Source organism: Streptomyces sp. NPDC085866, from assembly GCF_044541035.1.
GTDB lineage: Bacteria > Actinomycetota > Actinomycetes > Streptomycetales > Streptomycetaceae > Streptomyces.
Genome location: NZ_JBITSQ010000001.1, coordinates 532717 through 552273 on the forward strand (window position 1 = coordinate 532717; position 19557 = coordinate 552273).

Here is a 19557-nt window from a genome sequence, read left to right on the forward strand (position 1 = left end):
TGCTCCGGGGATCTGTACCCAGGGGCTGGCGTCGTTGTTCGTGTAGCGGTAGATGTTCCCGGCGGCGTTGACCCCCCAGACGTTGGTCCTGGACCCCGCCGTGATGCGCACCAGTGCGCCGCTGATCTGCTTCCAGTCGGCCATGCTTCCGACTCCTTTCCGCTGGGAAGGCGTGCACGGGAACGCTCCCCAAGCAGGACGACTCGTTCGCTTACGAGCGAGGAGGGCGACCGGACTATTTGTCCGAAAAGAGTCAAGTTTGTGTAAGGGGTTGCCTATTCAAGCCGGACTGGTGGCGCCCGGTAGATCGTCAATGCGACGCAAACCGCAGTCACTCACGCGAGCTATTCATGAATGGTGTGTTGACGCGAGTGCGGCCCGGTTGCGGGGTGGCAGGCTTCAGGCGGGGCCTCCACCCAACGTGCGCGAGAACAGCGAGCACGGCAACGACCTCTCCACTCGGTGCCGCTGTGAGTGGCTGCATGTCCGCAGATGGACACCCACATCCAGATCGGCCCGACCGGCAAGAAGCTGCTGCCTCTGACGGTCAAGAACGCTGGGCCGGCGCCTGCTGCCAGTGGTCACGCGCACTGAGGTGGGCGAGGCGCTCGATCGGGTGGTTGAGGCGTTGGCGGGGTGAGCGAGGAGGAAGTGACAGCTGCCCTGGCTACGGTCGCCGCTTCCCGTCCTCGCCCGTCGGCGTCGCCGGTGTCTTCCCGGACAGCGTTGCCTGGCCCTGAAGGCGCAGGTTCGAATCCTGCCGAGTGCGCAGCACGTCAGAGGCCCTGTGGATCACTCCGCAGGGCCTCTGGTCTTTGTCTTGACGGCGCAGTTTGACGGCAGCGGCCCACGAGCCGGGGAGCGTACAGCCGTCGCTCGCACTGCGGCTGCCCTGACCGATCAAAGGTGGTGCAGCGTTGAGTCGGCCACGGGCTTGGTGTTCAGGCCTGCTCGGTGGGGCGTACGAGCAGCTCGGCGACGGCCACGTGCCGGGGGCGGGTGACGATGTAGCCGACGGTGTCGGCGATGTCCTGGCTCTGCAGCCGCTCGATGTCGCCCAGGGCAGCGACGATGTGCTGCTGGATGACGGCCGGGTTGTGCGTGCGCAGTTCGGTGTCGACGCTGCCCGGCTCGATGACGGACACGCGGACGTGCTGGCGCGCCAGTTCCTGGCGCAGTGCCTCGCTGAAGGCGCCGACGCCGAACTTGGTGGCGCTGTACACGGCGGACATGGCGTAGGCGTTGCGGCCGGCGAGCGACCCGATGTTGACGATGTCGGCGACCTGACGCGGCTCCTCGGCGGCGGCCTTGACCAGGTGGGGGACGGCCGCGTGGGCGGTGTACATCAGGCCCATGAGGTTGATGTCGATCATGCGCCGCCAGTCGTCCAGGTCCGCGGCGGGGGCGGGCCCGAGCAGCATGAGGCCGGCGTTGTTGACCAGGGTGTCCAAGCGGCCCAGGCCCTCGACGGTCCGCTCGACCGCTTCCGCGGCGGCTTGTGCGGTGGTGATGTCGGCAGGCACGACCAGGGCCTTTCCACCGACGCTGGAGATTTCCGCGGCGAGGTCGGTGAGCCGGTCCTCGCGCCGGCCGACCAGGGACACGGAGGCGCCCTCGCGGGCAAGCTCCAGCGCGGTGGCGTGGCCGATACCGCTGGAGGCTCCGGTGACCAGGGCGACGGTTCCTTCAAGACGACGATTCATGGGTTCAAGCCTTTCGATGAACGGCAACGCTGGTGCGAGCCGTGCGAGCCGTGCGGGACAGAGGGACGACCCCTATGGGTGGGGGCCGTACGGGGGTAGAGGCCGCTCAAGGCAGAGCCGAGGGCACAATGGGGAAGTGAGCAGCACTGGGCAGAAGACCACCGACAGCACGCGCCGAGAGATCAAGACCGAGAGAGAACTACCGCCTCGCGAACGTCTGGTCCGGGCCGCGTCGCGGCTGTTCTATTACGAGGGCGTCCGCGCGATCGGCGTGGAACGGCTGATTGCCGAGGCCGGGGTGACGAAGGCGACCTTCTACCGGCACTTCGCCTCCAAGGACGACTTGGTCGTGGCCTACCTGCTGACCAAGGACGCCTACTACAAGGGGGTCGCCGAACCGCTGGCCGCCGGGCACCCGCCCGCGGAAGCGATCGACCTGATCTTCGAGGCCATCGCCGAGCACGCCCGCGAGCGCGGCTTTCGCGGATCGCCGTTCATGAACGCGGCCGCCGAGTACCCGGATGCCGACCATCCTGTCCGTGACCTGGTGACGTCCCATAGGGACTGGATCCGCACCCTCTTCCAGGATCTGCTCACCCGGCTCGGCCACGCCGATGCGGAGTCGGCTGCCGGTGCGCTGCTGATGCTGTACGACGGTGCGATGGCTGCCGGCTACCTGGACGACTCGACGGCCGCCCACAAGACCCTGCTGAACGCGGTCCGGCTCATCCGATCGGACGGCTGATCCCAGCAGGGCCGCGCGAGACAGTGGCCCTCTGCGGGGCCCCGGCCAGGCCGGGGCGCGGGTTGCTTTCATAGAACTTTTTGATCTCTCTTCGACGTGCACCGGGGCCCACCAGCAGTTCTCTGCATGGAGGCAGTCCCGTCCGGATGGCCGAGAGTCCATTCCACGAGAGGTAGGAAGACCGGTCGTTCTCCCTTCGACGGTAGACCTCTCGGGGTTCGCGCGCCACTGGTCGGCCTCATTTGTGGCATCCCTCACCGGTCCGCAGCCGGCTCGCGCTGGTGCGCAGAGGGCCATGGCCCTCTCCATGACGGCGCGGCTCACAGGCATGCCGCGACGCTCATGGACACCCACATCCAGATCGGCCCGACCGGCAAGAAACTGCTGCCTCTGACGGTCAGGAACGCTGGGCCGGCGCCTGCTGCCAGTGGTCACGCGCGCTGAGGTGAGCGGGGCGCCTCGGCCGTGGGTCGAGGCGCCGGCGGGGGAGTTCGCCGCCACGTTCTGACCGAGGACGGCGCTCGACGTGCGCGAATTCCCCGGTCTTGCCGGTGCCTCGGCGCGGCGCGCCCAGCGCGCGACTGACGCGTAGTCCGAACGCCGGGCTTCGGTGCGCGTCGGCCCGGCGAAGCCCGACGGTGCGCACTGGCAGGACTAGCGTTGACCGGCATGCGACGTGGGAGCACGGGAGGCGCTGGGGTGTCATCCGCTGAGTCACGTACCAGAGCGACGACCCTGCCGATCATCCTCGCCCTCGCCCTCGCCTTCACCGTCACCGTCGTCGACCCGCTGGTGCTCAGCCTGAATCTGCCGCAGGTGAGCCGGGCCCTCCGTGTACCGCCGCAGGCCGTCGGGCTGCTGGGCGGAGCAGCGACGTTGGTGATGGCCTCCTCCGTGCTCGCCGCGGGCAGGCTCGGGGACTCCGTCGGGCTCAAGCGGCTGCTGATGCAGGGACTGGCCGTCGTCACGGTCGCCGACCTGCTCTCCGTGTTCTCGCCCGGCTATGGCTTCCTGCTTGCGATGCGCTTTCTGGCCGGGCTGGGGATGACCGCGCTGCTGGCAGTTCCGCTGGCCCTGCTGAAGGTGTCCGTGGCGCCGGAGAGGCGGCCGGTCGCCATCGGCGGCCTGATGGCCGTCGACGTGATCCTGTGCGGGGTGATCCCCGCGTTCACGGGCTGGGCGGTGGCGGTCGTCGGCTGGCGGTTCCTGTTTCTGATCGCCCCACTGCTGTGCCTGGTGTCGCTGTGCTTGACGGCCCGGTACGTCCCGGAGTCACCCGTCCAGCAGGGCCGTCGCCTCGACGTGGTCGGTGTCACCCTGATCGGGGCGACTCTGCTGGCCCTCGTCGTCGGCCTCGCCGCGGCGCAGAACGGCATCCTCCGGCCCGAGACCTGGGTGCCGCTGGTGATCAGCACGGCCGTCGCCGTGCTGTACGTGCTTCATGCACGCCGCACCCAGGAACCGGCCTTGGACCTGGCACTGTTCCGCAGCGCACCGTTCAGCGTGGCCTTGGCGGCGACCCTCACACTGAACTTCCTGATCGCGGGGCTCGGCATCGTCCTGGGGCAGTTCGGCAGCGTTGTACTGTCGCTCTCACCCGAGTCCATCGGCCTGCTGTACCTGCCCGGCACCCTGCTGATCGCCGGTGCCGTGATCCTGGCCGGGAGCCTGATCGGGAAGTACACCCCGCGGCCGGTGATGGTCACCGGCCTGCTGGTGATGGCGGCAAGCGGACTGCTGATGGCGGGCACCGCCGGCCCCACGATGGCGGTGTGGCTGCTCGTGCCGACCACATGGATGTGCAACCTCGGGTCGGTGGTCACTTCTGCGTCGGTGTCCGAGACGGTCCTCTCGCAGGCACCGCCCGGGCGTTCCGGCACGATGGCCTCCGTCCAGATGGCCTTCGCGATGACCGGCTCCGCTTTCGGGCCCACCGTCTACGTTCTGCTTCTCAACTTCTTCTTCCGGCGGCAGTGGCTGGTGGACGCGAAGTCACGCGGGCTGTCGGTGGCCCGTGCCGGGCAGGCCGTGGATGCCGTGCGCAGCGGACTGGCGCAGAGTCCGGGCAGCACCGTGTACGACTCCAACCTGCTCCGTCAGGCTTCAGGACTGGACCTCGGGCTGGACTTCGCCGACGGACTACGGCTCACCATGCTGATCGTCAGCATCCTGCCGCTCATCGTGGCGGTGCTGGCCATTCTGCTGATGCCCCGGCGTAAAGAGCCCAGGGCCTAGGGTGTGGGCCGAGCCCGTTGCCGACCGCGCGGTGACGGCTCGGCGGTGCCGCCGTCAGCCGACGCGGTTGATCGGCGGGCACTCCCATCGGGCGTCGATGACTTCGGGGCGTGGCAGGTACATGCGCAAGCCGATGAACCAGATGCCCTGTCCTGGTGTGGGAAGCCAGTTGGGCTCACGGGCGGGGCCTGGGGACTCCGGCTGTAGGTGGATGGTCAAGCTTCCGTCTCCGTCGGTGAGCAGTCCTGGGGTGCGGTCACCGATGGAGTAGCGGCCGATCGGGTTGGGGACCAAGTTCCTGTCCTCGCCGTAGGTCGTCAGCGACCAGAAAGCGTCGACAGGGGGCAGATTCCCTGATTCGAAGCGCAGTTCGTAGCGGCCCGTGGACAGCTTGCTGCCGTCCGCGTCGTGGAAGGCGGCCAGGTAGACCGCTTCCTCGGGATCGTTGACGGCGACGCCGACGAAGGACTGCTCCGCGGCTCGCCTCAGGAAGTCGTCCCCGAACCGTCCCATCTGCGGAGGCGGGTAGCGCCAGCCGTTGATGACTTGAGCCCATTCACCACTGAGCAGTTGCTGTTCGAGCATCCGAACGCCGGTAGTGGCGGCCCGGATCAGGCTCTGCTTGACGGGTTCGGGCTGGGCTTCGACGTCGAGCCCGGGCCCGATACCGAACTCGGCGAACTGCTTGAGCAGAACCTCGTGGTGCCGGGGTGGCGGATTCTCGGCGAGCATCGCGTTCAGCGTCTTCCACGGCCCGAGAGGATCAGCTGCCGCGTCGATCGGTTCCAGCACGTCGCGGCGTTCCGGGACGTGCGCTCCTTCTTTGCCGAACAGATGGAGCGGGGTCAACCGGTACCCGCGTTGAAGTGCATGAACGTTCGCAAGGTCGTGCTCGCCTTCGACGAGGGTCCGGCCAACGACCACGACCCAGGGACCGGGGGCAGTCGCCGTGCGGCGCACCCCTTCGGGGAGGTCTCCTGTCCATCCCGGCCCGACGAGGGCGAAATCACCGGCGTGCGATCCGGTCGCGCGCTGTCCCACATAGTCGTAGTTGTCGGAGGTGACGCCGACCAGTTCGAAGGTGAAGTAGCGGTCGCCCATGTCCGGGTGCGAGAGGATGATGGGTTCCTCGCTCAGGTCGACCCAGGCGAACGAGTACAGGGTGTCGTTGTTGGGGGCCAGGCCTTCCCGGTCGGAGGCGTCGAATAGCTTGCGGGCGTGCCAGAAGTGGTTCACGGCGGCATACGGCGTCGCGTCGGTGTCGGGTTTCTGGGTCACCCACCGGTGGCGGAGCCCGGCGTTGTAGATGTACGGGAATCCGTAGACGAAGGCCTGTTCCCCGAGCGTGTAGGCGTATTCCCGGCGCCAGTCGCTGACGTGGCCCGTCAGTACCGGCTTTACCGACTCCCACATCAGCGGCAGCGCCTGCGATGCCTCGCGGGCGCGTCCGAGCGTTGTTCGCGGGTGGCGCACGGCGTCCGCAGTAGCCCTGCTCGTTGCCGTCGCCGCCTGGCCGATACTCGACGCCACTCCTGTGAGTTGGTCGCGCAGTCGCTGAATGGGTGGGCGGTTGATCGTGGCTTCGGAGGTCATTTCCGCGCTCATCTCCCGTCGTTGAGCACCACGGCATCTCACCATCTCCGGCCGCACAGTCGGCTTGGTCGGTGACGTGGTCCAGGCCCATGCCTGCGGGTCGGCGTCGGCATCGTTCGCCGTGCTTCGTCGGGTATCGGGCAGGGTGCTTCGCAACTCCGGCCCCACAACCGAGTAGATCACCGCAGCCAGGGCCCGGCAACCGCGTTCTCACCGCGGGCAGGATCAGGGGCACTGCGCGGAGCCGGTCGGCGCGCGGCGAGCATGCGTAGATCAAGCTTCTACCGGACCGGTGACGCCGAGTCGTCCGTGAGTACGGACAACCGCACGGACAACAACGTCTGCGCGGCGTGTCGGGTGAGCGTGTGAGCGGGGTGCTCGGCCGGGTGGTCAAGGCGCCGGCGGGGGTGAGCGAGGAGACGGTGAGGAATTACGGAGAGCGGCGTGGCCGAGTGGGCCGGCCGAGAGCCGGTCTCAGCCTCGTCGCCGGGGCAGGACGCAGAGCGCATGGCCCTCGTCGGGGTCGCCGACAGGGCTTACCTCAGGGACCGGTGCGAAGGCTGGCCGGCCACAGCCTACGAGGGCGAACGCCACGGGAACGATGGCCAGGGCCGGCCGGTAGGAACGCAACGCACGCCACCCCACACTTTCCGCAGCACACGCGCGCGGCCCATTGGCCGGTGCAAGCGGGATCGTAGGCGAGAGTGGGGTACCTCGATCATCAAAAGCGTGTTGTCCCTGGGCTCTGCCTCGACTGCGGAGGGCGTCAGTCGCTCGTCTCCGGGCCCCAGCACTCAGGTCCTGCTCCGATCCAGTCGATCCACGGCGACTCCGCCACCTCTGCCGGGTCGATCTCCAGCCCGGCTCGGCGGAGGAACTCGGCAACGTCGGCCACGTTGTGGGCCAGGCCAAGGATCTCGCCCTCTACGCGCACGCGTCGGCCGCCTGTAGCTGACGGTGGATGGACGATTACGCGGGTCGGGCCGGGCATGTCTTCAGGCTGCGCCTTGGCAAGGTCGGCGGGGAACGACTGCATGCCCAAATTCAAGCATGTGTTCGATTTTCTGGACCAGGCGAGCGAGGGCGAGGCAGTTGCTGCGTCGGCGCCGGCTGGCGTTTCCCCTCGGACGCAGCCTCGCCCCCGCGGTGCACGCGGAGGACGTTCTGCGCCCCTTCCCTGATGGGGGGAGGGGCGCAGTGGAGTCGGATGGCTACTGAGTGCCCGTGACCCTCCCTGGTGTGGGGGCATCGGCCGATCAGCAGCCGCCCGCGACGGCTGGTTCCCCCGGGTCGGCCTCGGCCGGGCCGATGCAGCAGGCGCTTCCCTGCTGCTTGGCCAGGGAGTCGGCGTCTGCCCTGACGACGTACACCTCCCAGGGTTCCTGGCCGGGGCCGTGGACCCAGACCTTGTCCTGGAGGGCGTAACAGCAGGTGGTGTCGTTTTCGACGTCGGTGGCCAGGCCGGCCTCGCCGAGGCGGGTGGTGGCGGCGTGGACGGCCTCGGTCGTCTCGACCTCGACGCCGAGGTGGTCCATGCGGGTTGCCTCGCCTGCGGTGCCCTCGATCAGGACGAGCTTGAGCGGAGGTTCGGCGATGGCGAAGTTGGCGTAGCCGTCGCGGACTTTGGCGGGCTCGGTGCCGAACAGCTTGGTGTAGAAGGCGATGGACGCGTCGAGGTCGGGGACGCGGAGGGCGAGTTGTACGCGGGACATGGCGAACCTCCTTGTGGGTGTGGGAATCAGCAGCCACCGGACGATGCGAGGGCGCCGACCCCGATCTGCAGGGTGGACGGCGCTGCGCAGCACCCGCCTCCCTCGCCGTCCTGGTCGGCTTCGGAGTCGTCGAACAGGCCGGCGCCGCCGCATACGCCGGTCTCGGGGAGGGTCAGTTCGACGCGCTCGGCGGCTTCGCGGTCTCCCGCAATGGCGGCGGTGATGGAGCGGACCTGCTCGTAGCCGGTCATCGCCAGGAACGTGGGGGCGCGGCCGTAGGACTTCATGCCGACCAGGTAGACGTCCTGCTCGGGGTGGGAGAGCTCGTTCACGCCGTGCGGGTAGACGGTGCCGCAGGAGTGGACGTTCGGGTCGATGAGCGGGGCGAGGGCTGTTGGAGCCTGAAGGCGTTCGTCGAGGTCGAGGCGGACCTCGGAGAGGAAGGAGAGGTCGGGGCGGAAGCCGGTGAGGACGATGATTTCGTCGACCGGGTCGAGGCGACGGCCGTCCTCGGCGACCAGGATCAGGCGGCCGCCGGTGTCGCGCTCGACAGCCTCGGTGCGGAAGCCGGTGGCCGCGCCGGCGTGGCCCGACTCGACTGCGGCCTTGGCGCGCAGGCCCAGTGCGCCGCGGGCGGGAAGCTGGTCGGCCTCGCCGCCGCCGTAGGTGTTCGTGCTGATGCCGCGGCGCAGGATCCATATGGTGTGCGTGGCTTCCTCCTCCTTGGCCAGATCGGCAAGGTGGGCGAGGGCGGTGAAGGCGGAGGCGCCCGAGCCGACGACGGCGGTGCGCTTGCCTGCGTACCGGGCGCGGACGGCCGGGTCGCTGAGGTCGGGGACGCGGTAGGAGATGCGGTCGGCGGCCGCCTTCTCGCCGAGGGCGGGCAGGCCGTCGGCGCCCATCGGGCTGGGGACGGACCAGGTGCCGGAGGCGTCGATGACGGCGCGGGCGGTGATGCGCTCCTCGTGGCCGTCGGCGAGCTGGATGTGGACGGTGAAGGGCTGTTCGTCGCGGCCGGAGTCGACGATGCGGTCACGGCCGGCGCGAGCGACGCCGGTGACCGTGGCGCCGTAGCGGACCTTGTCGCCGAGGGTGTCGGCGAGCGGCTGCAGGTACTTCTCGGCCCAGTCGCCGCCCGTGGGGCAGGTGGCGCCGTCGGGGCGCGCCCAGCCGGTCGGTGCGAGCAGCTTCTCGGCGGCGGGGTCGGTGACCTCGGCCCAGGGGGAGAACAGCCGCACGTGCGCCCAGTCGCGGACCGCGGAGCCGGCGGAGGGCCCTGCTTCCAGGACCAGCGGTTCGAGGCCGCGCTCGACGAGGTGGGCGGCTGCGGCGAGGCCGATGGGGCCGGCTCCGATGACCACGACGGGCAGCTGGTCGGTGGTGGGCGCGTTCACGAGGCTCCCCTTTGATTCGACGTTTGTCGATGGCTTGTTGGGGTCAGCATTGCACTTGAATAGGTAAGCGTCAATATAGACATTCGTCGAATCTGACATCTGGCGATGGGTGCGATGCGACGCCTGGGGGGCGAGCTCAACCCTCGCCAGCCTGGTTCGACATATGTCAACATAGACGTATGTCGAATACGAAGGTGCTGACGCTGCTGGAGCCGGAGGGCTCCGATGCCGTGGCGCCGTGCTGTCCGCCCCTCACCGAGCGCCCGCTGACTGCTGACGAAGCGGAGAAGACCGCTCGGATGTTCAAGGCGCTGGGCGATCCGGTGCGGTTGCGGCTGTTCTCGCTGGTCGCCTCGCACGAGGATGGCGAGGCGTGCGTGTGCGACATTTCCGACGTCGGCGTCTCGCAGCCGACCGTGTCCCACCACCTGAAGAAGCTGAAGGAGGCCGGGCTGCTGACTTCCGAACGACGTGGCACCTGGGTGTACTACCGGGTGGAGCCGTCGGTGGTCGCCGCGATGGGCCAGATGCTCGGCACCCTGGGCTGAGTCGACCACACAAACCGAACGGCGAGTAGGTGGGTTCGATGGATGGGGCGTCGGTGGACCGTCAGGTGATCCACGAGGAGATGGAGCGCGCCCGTACGACGTTCCACCGGCTCCTCGACGGTGCCGCCGAGGCCGACCTGCGCAAGCCGACCGACGGCACCCGGTGGACCAACGAGCAGCTGTTGTTCCACATGTTCTTCGGCTACATCCTGATCCGGCCGCTGCTGCTCTTGCTGCGGGTCTTCGGACGTCTGCCGCGCGGTGCCAGCCGGGCCTTCGCCCGGCTCCTCAATGCCGGGACCCGGCCCTTCGACGTCGTCAACTACCTGGGCCCGCTCGGCGGCGCGAAGGTCTTCGGACGCCGCCGCATGGCGACGGGGTTCGACCGCGTGATCGCCGACCTGCACCGACGCCTGGACGGCGAGCGGGACGCCGATCTCTCGCTGAGCATGCACTACCCGACCCGCTGGGACCCGTTCTTCGACGACGTCATGACCGTCGCGGATCTGTACCGGTACCCGACCCGGCACTTCGATTTCCACCGTCGACAGCTCACGTTGACCGAGGGTCGCTGAGCTGCGCGCAGTGTGCCCCGCTCAGGTCGGTCCGTCTTCACCGGCGGGCAGTGAGCGCCAAGCCGGACAGGGCCAGCAGCATCCACACCCTGAGGTAGGCGAAGGCGGCCGAAGGCGAGAAGGCAGTCCACAGGATGCCGGCGACGGCGGAGGCGGCGAGGTTGCCCAGGGACTGCACCGTGGCCAGCAAGCCGAAGGCCGAGCCGCACAAGTCTTTCGGGGCGAGTACGGCGACGGCGGAGTGCTGAGCTGTCTCGACGGCGCCGATGCCGACGCCGGCCAGGACGAACGGGATTGCCAGGACGGCGACGGCCGTGCTGCTGACGGCGAACAGCCCGTAGGAGGCGGCAAAGGCGGCGACCCCGGCCGTCAGGACGAGCAGCGGGCCGCGTGCGCCCAACCGGTCGGCCGGACGCCCCGCCGGAATGGAGGCAACCGTCGCCGCAATGTTGTAGGCGGTGTAGAGGCCGAGTGCGAGCGTGGTCGCCGTCTTCGTGCCGTGGCCGGGTGTGAGCGGTTCGGTCGCCCGCAGGATCAGCAGGGTCGCGGCGACATTGCCGACCTCGCACCCCCGACCAGGCCACCAGGGCGAGGGCGAGCAGAGGACCGAAGCTGCGAGGCCCGTCTCATCCGGTCGGCTGCTCTTCGGCCGTTCGGCCGGGCATGAAGATGAGGGCCACCAGGGCCAGCCCGACCACGGCGCCGACGAACTGCATGCCGATGAAGGCCGCGACCGATCCGGGCGCGATGCCGGCGAAGGTGTCGGTGAAGGCCCGGCCGATCGTCACCGCCGGGTTGGCGAAGGACGTGGACGAGGTGAACCAGTAGGCGGCGCCGATGTAGGAGGCGACCGCGACGGGGGCGAAGCGGAGCCGGTCGGTGCGGGCCAGGCCGAAGATCAGCAGGATCAGGCCTGCGGTGGCGACGACCTCGCCGAGGAGCAGGTGTCCGGCGGAGCGGTCGTGGGTGGACCACTTCACCAGGGGTTCGCCGAACATCGCATCGGCCAGGACAGCGCCCGCGATCGCCCCGGCGATCTGTGCAGGGACGTAGACAGCCGCCTCGCGCAGGGTGACGCCGACGCCGGCGCGGCGGGCTGTCCACCACTCGGCCAGGGTGACAGCGGGGTTGAAGTGCGCGCCGGAGACCGGGCCGAGCAGCGCGATCAGCACGCCGAGACCGAAGACGGTGGCTGTCGAGTTGGCCAGCAGCTGCAGGCCGACGTCCTTGGTCAGCTCGGTGGCCTGGACGCCGGAGCCGACCACGATGGCGACGAGCGTTGCCGTGCCGACCAGTTCGGCGGCGGCCTTGGCCACCAGTGGAGGGGCCTGCGGTGGCGTGGCGCCCGGGGCGGATCGCGGCTCGGTGTCCGCCGCTATGGCGGATTCCTCGGCTCTGTCGTGTTCGGTGGCCTCGGCGGCGCTCAACAGGACTCCTTGGTGCATGCGAAAGCGACGGGACCCGGCGATGGACGGCCGCCGGAAGATCAGGGACAGGACCGCTTGACGTTGTTCTCGGCGGTGGCGCGCGCGGTCGCCGCGAGGTCGGCGAACTGACCGGCAAGCGAGGCGATGACGTCGGGCTTGAGCCGGTAGTAGGTGAACCGGCCGCAGGGCTCCGTCTCCACGACCCCGGCCTCGCGCAGCACCTTCAGGTGGTTGGAGAGGTTGGTCTGTCTGGCCCCCGTCTCCTCGATCAGGTGCGTGGTGCAGAGCGTCTCCCCGGCCAGCAAGGTGACGATCTGGAGGCGGAGCGGGTCGGCCAGAACCCGCAACAGATCAGTGTCGACTGACGTCAGCATGGACTGATACTCTCATATCATTCCCGGCTGATACCAGCCTGGGCTGATCCTTGGGACCCGCATCCCGGCACGAGTTGGGCCCCGAGCCCCGAAGGGGGTTCCCATGACCGCATCCCCGCCCCCTGTCCTGCCCGATGAGCGCCTCGCGACCGGTACCGCCCGGCTCTCGGTAACGGCTGGCGCCATCGCGTTCGCCAAGCTGACGACGAGGTCGTACAGGCCGTCGACATCGTCATCACGACGGGCTGTGGGGATGCCTGTCCCGTGCTGCCGGGCCGCCGGTTCCTGGACCGGCCCGTCAACGACCCCGAGGGCGTGAACCCGACCCCCGTACCAACTGTTGGTCCATTTACGAAGGAAGTGCCGATGTCCTCCAGCCCGCTCGCCTCCGTGCTGTTCGTCTGTGTCCACAACGCCGGGCGTTCGCAGATGGCCGCCGGCTTCCTCTCCCACCTCGCGGGCGACCGCATCGAGGTCCGCTCCGCCGGCTCCATCCCGGGTGACCAGGTCAACCCCGCCGCGGTCGAGGCCATGAAGGAAGTCGGCGTCGACATCTCCGAGGCCAAGCCGAAGATCCTGACCACCGAGGCCGTCCAGGCGTCCGACTACGTCATCACCATGGGCTGCGGCGACGCCTGCCCGATCTTCCCCGGCAAGAAGTACCTCGACTGGGCGCTGGAAGACCCGGCGGGCAAGGGTGTCGAGGCTGTTCGGCCCATCCGCGACGAGATCAGGACCCGTATCGAGGCCCTGATCGCCGAGATCGACGCCCAGCAGGACGCGTGACCTGCACGAGGGATCACGGGATACGGGAAGGCATCGGCTCCGGCCCCCGTCCCTGACCGGGAGGGGCTCGTTGCTGCTGCCTCTGGTGCAGAGTGCCCGAGCTGTACCGACCTGCGGGCGAGAGCTGGGAACGGTAGAAGTGGGGGTAGAGGAAACTCGCGGTGCCCCACAGCCGGGGTGGCGTCTTTGCAGCTCCGGCTTTCCGTGCTGGATGGGCGATGATCGAAATGCACCGTGCCACAACCGGTGATGGCCCCGGCGTGCTCTGCGACCCGGCGACCTCAGCCACGGCCGTCGTGGACGGACGGGGGATCGTCACGGGGTGGAGTACAGGTGCCGAGCGGCTGCTCGGCTACTCCTACCGCGACGTCGTGGGGCGCCCTGCGGCCCGTCTGCTCGGCTCGGATCCGAATGCCGAAGACGGTCTCTCTGCGGTTCTCGACGGCCGGAGCAACACCGCCCTGCTCCACCATCGAGACGGCCGACGCGTCGAGGTGCGCCTGCGTGTCTTTCCATCGGTCGACGGCGAAGGCAATGCGCAACAGCTGGTGGTCGCAACTGCGACGGACCGCACAGAACTGCGTGGGACGACGACAACGGAGGAAGCCTTCGCGCAGTGTCATCTGCCTCTGATGGTTTTCGACTCCGAGCTGCGAGCCCTGAGAGCGAGTGCCGGCGCCATGCGCGAGCTGGCTCTCTCGGAAGATCAGCTGCGTGGTCGGCGGGTCACCGAGATCATGCCGCCGCATATCTGCCACACGGTCGAGGAAGGCATGCGCAGTGCGTTCGAGTCGGGTAAGCCCGAGCAGTTCCACGTACGTGGTCGAGCGCGGCCCACGGCACGGGAGAGGGTCTGGTCCATCACCGTGTCCCCGCTCAAGTCTCCGGCCGGACAGGTACGACGCGTGCAACTGACCGCGCTCGACGTCACCGAGCAACACTTGGCCCGCGAGCGGCTCGCCCTGCTCAACGATGTCAGCACGCAGGTGGGCAGCACCCTCGACGTGATGCGAACAGCGCAGGAGATGGCCGATGTCGCTGTGGACCGGCTTGCCGACTTCGTCACTGTCGACCTGCTCGACTCGCTGTTCCGGGGTGTCGAGCCGGGCCCTTGCGGCACCGACGCCGTTGCCCTCCGTCGCGCCGCGCAACAGTCCGTGCTCCCTGGCGTGCCCGAGGCGTTGATCCGGCCGGGAGATGTGGATTACTACCCTCAGTCCACGCCGCCCGTGCGTTGTCTGGTCACCGGCCGACCCTCGCTTCATCACACCTTGGACGAAGCGATCAAGGACTGGCAGGAGGCTGATCCCCAGCGGTCATGGGTGGTCCGGACGTTCGGAGTCCACTCGATCATGGTGATCCCTCTGCGTGCCCGTGGCATCACGCTTGGTGTGGCCATTTTCGTGCGCCACCGGCGTCAGGAGCCCTTTCAGGATGACGACCTGCTCCTCGCAGAGGAAATCGGTGCACGCGCCGCCGTGGCCGTGGACAACGCACGCCGTTACACCCTCGAACGCACCACCGCCCTGGCCTTGCAGCGCAGCCTGCTTCCACGCCGGTTCGCCGCGCAGGACGCGGTCGAGGCGGCCTATCGCTATCTTCCGGCTCGGACCCGGGCGGGGCTGGGGGGCGACTGGTTCGACGTGATCCCCCTGTCGGGCGCACGGGTCGCACTGGTGGTGGGGGATGTCGTGGGCCACGGTCTGCGTGCCTCCGCCACCATGGGCCGGCTGCGGACTGCGGTGCGCACCCTGGCAGATGTCGACCTTCCCACCGACGAACTCCTGACCCACCTCGACGACCTCGTCACGCACCTGGCGGCAGAGGAGGACCCCGCCGCGGACGCCGGGGGCGAGACCGACCTCGACATCTCCACCGCTCTCATCGCCACGTGCCTGTACGTTGTTTACGACCCGATCGAACGGCGCTGCACAGCTGCCAGCGCGGGGCACCCGCCTCCGGCCATCGTCACGCCCGACGGCACGGCGAACTTCATCGACGTGCCCCCAGGGCCTCCACTGGGCGTGGGAGGGCTGCCCTTCGAAACGGCCGAGTGGCAAGTTCCCGAAGGCAGCCTTCTTGTGCTCTACACCGATGGTCTCGTCGAGGGGACCCACCGTGACCTCGACGGAGGCCTCTCGCTACTGCGCCGGCGTCTGGAGCAGCCCGCGCACTCGCCGGAGGCCGTCTGCGAGGACCTGATCCAATCCTTGCTCCCCGCGCAGCCGCGGGACGATGTCGCGCTCCTGGTCGCCCGTACTCACGTCCTGGACGCCAGTCAGGTCGCCACGTGGGATGTGCCGTCCGACCCTGCTGCGGTGGCCGGAGCTCGTGCGGAGGTTCAGGCTCGGCTCACGGCGTGGCGGCTTTCCGATGTTGCGTTCACCGCGGAACTGGTGATCAGCGAATTGGTCACCAACGCCATCCGCTACGGGCAGCCGCCCGTCCAGTTGCGTCTGATTCGCGACGCCGCGCTCATCTGTGAGGTCTCCGACAGCAACAGCACCGCCCCGCACCTGCGGCGTGCCCGCACATTTGACGAAGGCGGCCGCGGCCTACTGCTTGTCGCACAGTTCGCCGACCGCTGGGGGACACGCCACCATGCTCAGGGAAAGACGATCTGGGCCGAGATCGCATGCTGAAACGTCGGGCTGGGCGGGGCCGGTTAGCCGGTTCGGGATCCGGCCCGACGGCCCAGGAGGTGGTGCAGGCGCTGGCGGCCTGTGCCCCGCTCCGAGTGTTCAGCACGCCTGATGTCGGAGAAGGGGTACGTCGTGGCCGGGGCGGTCGCCCAGCGGTCGTCTCTGGGCCATGCCGGTCATTGTCTCCGGCTGTTCGGGGGGCTTGTCGGCTCACCTCCGGTCCTCGGTCCGCCCCGAGGGGGAGGTTTCTGCGAGCGTAAGCGCTTGGGCCGCCCGGCAGGAGAACGACAGCGAGCTTGGGCCGCCGGGTGTTTCCCTGCACATGGACGGGAGATGACAGATGCTCGCGCGAGCAACTCGGGCGGTGTGGCACCGGGGGATGCCTGCGATGGTGGCGGCGATGGCGGGGGCGGCCGGCCTGACCGGGGCGGCACCGGCCACGGCTGCCCAGAACACCACGGTGAACTGCAGCGGCGACCCCAGCGCCCTGCAGCCCGCAATCAACGCCGCTTCGCCGGGGAGCACACTGCAGGTGAGGGGGACCTGCGTCGGCAACTTCACCATCGACAAGAACCTGACCCTGACGGGCATCCAGCGCGCGGTCCTCGACGGCAACCAGACCGGTTCCGTGGTGACGGTCACCAGCGGCGCCAAGGCGCGACTGGTGGCCTTCACCATCACCAACGGCCGCAACTTCAACGGCAGCGGCGTCCTCGACATCAACGGCAGCACCTCGACGCTGGACCGCTCCACGGTGACCGACAACACCTCCGTCTTCACCGGTGGCGGCATCTTCAACGACAGCACCAGCACGCTGACGCTGACCAACTCCACCGTGCAGCGCAACGCCGCGACAAGCACAGGCGGCATCGACAACCGCGGCACGGTGAGGCTGACCCGTAGCACAGTGCGTGACAACACCTCCAACACAGACAGCGGCGGCATCTACAACGGCGGCTCGCTGACGCTGGACCACTCCACGGTGAGCGGCAACACCGCCACCTCTCCCGGCGGTGGGGGCATCTTCAACGACGGCACGCTGACGGTGACCCGCACCACGGTGAGAGGCAACACCGCAGAGTTCGGTGGCGGCATCTACAACCGCAACGCGGCGACGCTGACCCTGTCCTCGGTGGTGGGCAACACCGCGAACGGCGGCGCCGGCAGCGGCGGCGGCATCTTCAACAGCGGTAGCACAGTGACGCTGGACCGCACCGCGGTGCGCAACAACACCCCGGACAACTGTTCCCCCGAGAACACCATCCCCGGCTGCACCAACTGACGAGCGGTCACTTGTGCACGGTGGTGGTCACGTGCACCGACGTGAGCGAGGACGAGGTGACTACCGCGCTTGCCGCGGTCGGCGCTCCTCGCCCTCGCCCACGGCGCCGGCAGCAGCGGGGCCGGCACCTGCGGCCCGATCCTGGAAGGCCTCGCAGCGCGCCGCACCATCGTCGGCATCGACCACCCCGGCAGCGGCGACACCCCCGCTCCACGCCCCCCGCTGCAACTGGTGGCTCTGAGACCCGCTCCAGACCTGTGCGCGACCGTGTGACCCGCGAGCCCCCTTTCCCGGCTGGGAAGGGGGGGCTCGTCGGTGTTCCGCGACGCAGGCCTTCCTACCAGGCCACCGGCAGCTCCAGCGGAAACCGCCTGATCGTCTCGGTGTCCCACCGCAGCTCCTCCGGCGGCACTGCGAGCCGCAGGCCGGGGAACCTCTCCACAAGTCGGCCAATGGCCACTTCGAGCTCCGCCATGGCCAACGGCATGGCGATGCACCGGTGTCCGCCCCAGCCGAAGGTCATGTGCGGAGCGATGGGGCGGTCGAGGTCGATGGCGTGGGGGGCCGGGTAGCGCTCCGGGTCTCGGTTGGCCGTCAGGTACGACACGTGCACGAAGTCGCCTGCCTTGATCCGCGCACCGTCCAGTTCCACGTCCTCGAGAGCCACGCGTGGGATTCCGACCCCCTTGCGGAACGGGATGCAGCGGAGCATCTCGTGCAGGACGTCGGTCACGGTCTCGGGTCGGCGCCTGAGGTGCTGCATCAGCTCGGGACGTGTCAGGAGCAGGTAGGTGATGTCGCTGATCTGGCAGGTCGCCGTGTCCTGGCCGCTGAGCGCCAGCGTCAGTGCCATGACCGCCAGTTCCTTGTCGTCGAGCTGTTCCTCGCCCTCCCGCGCCGCGGCCATCGCGCTGATGATGTCGGGGCCGGGTGAGTTCCGGCGCTGTTCGACGAGTTTGGAGAAGTAGGCCGTCAGATCGGCCTTGGCTGTCGCTGCGGCCTCCTTGGTGCCCGCGCCGACGACGAGCAGTTGGTGCACGGACTCCTCGATCCGGGGCCATTCCTCCCGTTCGATACCGAGGAGGTCCAGGATGGCGTGCTGGGGGAGCGGGTTGGACAGGTGCTGGACCACGTCCGCCGGCGGTCCCTGTTTCTCCATGTCGTCCAGCAGGCGGTCGGTGAGCCGGATGATCCGCTGCCGCATGCCGTCGACCTGCTGCTGCGTGAAGGCCTGAGAGGCCAGGTGACGGACGCGGCTGCTCTGCGGCGGGTCCATCACGTTGATCGATTCCGGCGAGACGATGGGCTCCGGCGTCATCCGGGGGTAGTCGTGACCGATGATGCCTGCCCTGCTGAACCGTGGGTCGGTGGTCACCTGCTTGACGGAGTCGAAGCCGGTGATCAGCCAGGCATCCGCATCGCCGTAGGGAAGCCGGATGCGCGCGGGGGAGCGGCGCTGCATCAGGTCCGCGAGCGCGGGGTCGAAGTCGAGTGCTTCGCTGAAGTCGAACGGGCAGGTGATTGTCTCGTGGTCCGCGGCCATCAGCCGGCTCCTCCAGACATGGGTACGACGTTGGTGACGTCCACGGCCCGGCGAATGGCCTGGGCGAGCCTGACGGCATCGCCGACAGCCCAGTAGTGGACGAAGAACAGGCGTGGTTCGTCGGTGAGGTTGTGGTGGTGCAGTTCGACGAGTTCGACCCCACCGCGTCGCAGGGCCGTGAGGGCGGGCTGGACCTCGCCGGCGATCATGACCAGGTCACCGCTGAGGGCGGCCCTACCGCCGCCGAGCGGCTGGAAGTTGACGGAGGTGGTCGAGCCCAGTCCCGGCGGCAGGGCCAGATGGCCGTCGGCTACGGTCTCGCGGCGGACATAGGTGGACTTGTAGATCTTGCCGTCGGTGGAGCCCTTGACGCCCATCGCGGCGTCGATGGCCTTGGTGTCCAGGTCGACGGGCGGCGAGGGGGTGGCGGGTGCGGCGGGTGGAGTACCGGTGCAGTCGAATGCGGCGCGCAGACCTCGAGCGACGGCGACCGGATCGTGACCGTGGGCGTGCAGATGGACCCACCAGACATCCGGTTCGTGGGCGAGCAGGTGCTTGTGGATGGCGGTCTGCATGATCCCGTGCTGCTGCAGGACGTCACAGAAGTGCTGCAGTTCGCGTTCGGTGACCACGGCGTCACCCATCAAGAGCGTGCTCCGGTCTGCGTATCGGACGAAGGACACGTGTGTACCGAGGGCGAGCGCAGGGTCGATCAGAACGCCGTGCGAGTGGACCTTGAGGTCCCGACGCGGCAAGCCCGTGTGGTACATGAATCGCTTCATGTCACCGGGTCGGCCGAGAGACTCGCCCACGGCCGCCCAGTCCGTCAGCTTGGTCATCACTGGTTCGACCAGGGCGCGGCCCGCCGGTCCGGCGGACAGGGCGTGGGCCCGGGCCGGCACACCGGCAGCTATGGGCGCCAGGGCGGCCGCCGCCAGCACACGACGCCGGGACGCGGAGAGTCGGGAGCGGGTGTCTTGCTGTCTCTCGTCAGTCAT

The 19557-nt window shown here is 68.8% G+C and carries 19 protein-coding genes; 8 read left to right on the forward strand and 11 right to left on the reverse strand.

The features are described 5' to 3' along the window. Together ACIF83_RS02375 and ACIF83_RS02380 are read right to left on the reverse strand one after the other, a co-directional pair. A partial coding sequence (locus tag ACIF83_RS02375) for a tectonin domain-containing protein (RefSeq protein ID WP_399723149.1) occupies window positions 1-144 on the reverse strand: 144 nt, incomplete at its 3' end. Between the two features lie 797 nt (window positions 145-941). After that, window positions 942-1703 (reverse strand): SDR family NAD(P)-dependent oxidoreductase, encoded by a 762-nt coding sequence (locus tag ACIF83_RS02380; protein ID WP_398137470.1) that lies wholly within the window; start codon window positions 1701-1703, stop codon window positions 942-944. A gap of 136 nt (window positions 1704-1839) precedes the next feature. Between ACIF83_RS02380 and ACIF83_RS02385 the strand changes: the two genes are divergently transcribed. Together ACIF83_RS02385 and ACIF83_RS02390 are read left to right on the forward strand one after the other, a co-directional pair. Then, the gene (locus ACIF83_RS02385; protein ID WP_399722881.1) at window positions 1840-2448 is read left to right on the forward strand and encodes a TetR/AcrR family transcriptional regulator; all 609 of its coding nucleotides are present in this window, start codon (window positions 1840-1842) and stop codon (window positions 2446-2448) included. A gap of 699 nt (window positions 2449-3147) precedes the next feature. After that, a complete protein-coding gene (locus ACIF83_RS02390) occupies window positions 3148-4683 on the forward strand; it encodes an MFS transporter (protein WP_399722883.1) in 1536 nt (511 codons plus the stop codon). A gap of 54 nt (window positions 4684-4737) precedes the next feature. Here the strand turns inward: ACIF83_RS02390 and ACIF83_RS02395 are convergent, their stop codons facing one another. The 4 genes from ACIF83_RS02395 to ACIF83_RS02410 all read right to left on the reverse strand — a co-directional run bounded on the left by ACIF83_RS02395 (window position 4738) and on the right by ACIF83_RS02410 (window position 9382). After that, window positions 4738-6276: a DUF1254 domain-containing protein gene (locus ACIF83_RS02395; protein WP_398137467.1), complete on the reverse strand. Its 1539-nt coding sequence runs from the start codon at window positions 6274-6276 to the stop codon at window positions 4738-4740. Between the two features lie 766 nt (window positions 6277-7042). Next, window positions 7043-7267, reverse strand: coding sequence for a hypothetical protein (locus ACIF83_RS02400; RefSeq protein WP_393466921.1), 225 nt, complete (start codon window positions 7265-7267; stop codon window positions 7043-7045). Window positions 7268-7532: 265 nt separating this feature from the next. Further along, entirely contained in the window at window positions 7533-7988 is a 456-nt protein-coding gene (locus ACIF83_RS02405; protein WP_399722885.1) for an ArsI/CadI family heavy metal resistance metalloenzyme, read from the reverse strand. A gap of 26 nt (window positions 7989-8014) precedes the next feature. After that, window positions 8015-9382 (reverse strand): FAD-dependent oxidoreductase, encoded by a 1368-nt coding sequence (locus ACIF83_RS02410; protein WP_399722887.1) that lies wholly within the window; start codon window positions 9380-9382, stop codon window positions 8015-8017. A gap of 179 nt (window positions 9383-9561) precedes the next feature. On the opposite strand from ACIF83_RS02410, the gene ACIF83_RS02415 reads away from it, so the two are divergent. Continuing rightward, window positions 9562-9930: an ArsR/SmtB family transcription factor gene (locus ACIF83_RS02415; protein WP_393464970.1), complete on the forward strand. Its 369-nt coding sequence runs from the start codon at window positions 9562-9564 to the stop codon at window positions 9928-9930. 38 nt (window positions 9931-9968) lie between these two features. Next, complete coding sequence (locus ACIF83_RS02420; protein WP_399722890.1) at window positions 9969-10505, forward strand: DinB family protein; 537 nt, start codon at window positions 9969-9971, stop codon at window positions 10503-10505. A gap of 37 nt (window positions 10506-10542) precedes the next feature. Here ACIF83_RS02420 and ACIF83_RS02425 read toward each other — a convergent pair whose 3' ends face one another. The 3 genes from ACIF83_RS02425 to ACIF83_RS02435 form a co-directional block, all read right to left on the reverse strand. Beyond that, a complete protein-coding gene (locus ACIF83_RS02425) occupies window positions 10543-11046 on the reverse strand; it encodes an MFS transporter (protein ID WP_399723151.1) in 504 nt (167 codons plus the stop codon). Between the two features lie 85 nt (window positions 11047-11131). Then, window positions 11132-11932: an aquaporin gene (locus ACIF83_RS02430; protein ID WP_399722892.1), complete on the reverse strand. Its 801-nt coding sequence runs from the start codon at window positions 11930-11932 to the stop codon at window positions 11132-11134. A 59-nt stretch (window positions 11933-11991) separates the two neighbouring features. After that, complete coding sequence (locus ACIF83_RS02435) at window positions 11992-12306, reverse strand: ArsR/SmtB family transcription factor (RefSeq protein ID WP_393464979.1); 315 nt, start codon at window positions 12304-12306, stop codon at window positions 11992-11994. A gap of 366 nt (window positions 12307-12672) precedes the next feature. On the opposite strand from ACIF83_RS02435, the gene ACIF83_RS02440 reads away from it, so the two are divergent. From ACIF83_RS02440 to ACIF83_RS02455, 4 genes are all read left to right on the forward strand, one after another. Further along, entirely contained in the window at window positions 12673-13092 is a 420-nt protein-coding gene (locus ACIF83_RS02440) for an arsenate reductase ArsC (RefSeq protein ID WP_393464982.1), read from the forward strand. A gap of 218 nt (window positions 13093-13310) precedes the next feature. Further along, window positions 13311-15734 (forward strand): SpoIIE family protein phosphatase, encoded by a 2424-nt coding sequence (locus tag ACIF83_RS02445; protein ID WP_399722895.1) that lies wholly within the window; start codon window positions 13311-13313, stop codon window positions 15732-15734. Between the two features lie 340 nt (window positions 15735-16074). Next, a complete protein-coding gene (locus tag ACIF83_RS02450; RefSeq protein ID WP_399722897.1) occupies window positions 16075-17016 on the forward strand; it encodes a hypothetical protein in 942 nt (313 codons plus the stop codon). 69 nt (window positions 17017-17085) lie between these two features. Then, on the forward strand, window positions 17086-17289 hold the full coding sequence (locus ACIF83_RS02455) for a hypothetical protein (RefSeq protein WP_399722898.1): 204 nt from the start codon (window positions 17086-17088) through the stop codon (window positions 17287-17289). Between the two features lie 64 nt (window positions 17290-17353). On the opposite strand, the gene ACIF83_RS02460 is transcribed toward ACIF83_RS02455, so the two are convergent. Next, entirely contained in the window at window positions 17354-18559 is a 1206-nt protein-coding gene (locus tag ACIF83_RS02460; protein ID WP_393464993.1) for a cytochrome P450, read from the reverse strand. Then, window positions 18559-19557, reverse strand: coding sequence for a DUF1259 domain-containing protein (locus ACIF83_RS02465; RefSeq protein ID WP_393464996.1), 999 nt, complete (start codon window positions 19555-19557; stop codon window positions 18559-18561). Before ACIF83_RS02465 ends, ACIF83_RS02460 begins: the two co-directional genes overlap by 1 nt.

Bases quoted from the DNA above. Each gene is read 5' to 3' on its own strand.
- ACIF83_RS02450 (WP_399722897.1), top strand. From the start codon at position 16,075: ATGCTCGCGCGAGCAACTCGGGCGGTGTGGCACCGGGGGATGCCTGCG.
- ACIF83_RS02435 (WP_393464979.1), bottom strand. From the start codon at position 12,306: ATGCTGACGTCAGTCGACACTGATCTGTTGCGGGTTCTGGCCGACCCG.
- ACIF83_RS02460 (WP_393464993.1), bottom strand. From the start codon at position 18,559: ATGGCCGCGGACCACGAGACAATCACCTGCCCGTTCGACTTCAGCGAA.
- ACIF83_RS02440 (WP_393464982.1), top strand. From the start codon at position 12,673: ATGTCCTCCAGCCCGCTCGCCTCCGTGCTGTTCGTCTGTGTCCACAAC.
- ACIF83_RS02395 (WP_398137467.1), bottom strand. From the start codon at position 6,276: ATGACCTCCGAAGCCACGATCAACCGCCCACCCATTCAGCGACTGCGC.
- ACIF83_RS02420 (WP_399722890.1), top strand. From the start codon at position 9,969: ATGGATGGGGCGTCGGTGGACCGTCAGGTGATCCACGAGGAGATGGAG.
- ACIF83_RS02405 (WP_399722885.1), bottom strand. From the start codon at position 7,988: ATGTCCCGCGTACAACTCGCCCTCCGCGTCCCCGACCTCGACGCGTCC.
- ACIF83_RS02400 (WP_393466921.1), bottom strand. From the start codon at position 7,267: ATGCCCGGCCCGACCCGCGTAATCGTCCATCCACCGTCAGCTACAGGC.
- ACIF83_RS02445 (WP_399722895.1), top strand. From the start codon at position 13,311: ATGATCGAAATGCACCGTGCCACAACCGGTGATGGCCCCGGCGTGCTC.
- ACIF83_RS02380 (WP_398137470.1), bottom strand. From the start codon at position 1,703: ATGAATCGTCGTCTTGAAGGAACCGTCGCCCTGGTCACCGGAGCCTCC.
- ACIF83_RS02415 (WP_393464970.1), top strand. From the start codon at position 9,562: ATGTCGAATACGAAGGTGCTGACGCTGCTGGAGCCGGAGGGCTCCGAT.
- ACIF83_RS02465 (WP_393464996.1), bottom strand. From the start codon at position 19,557: ATGACTGACGAGAGACAGCAAGACACCCGCTCCCGACTCTCCGCGTCC.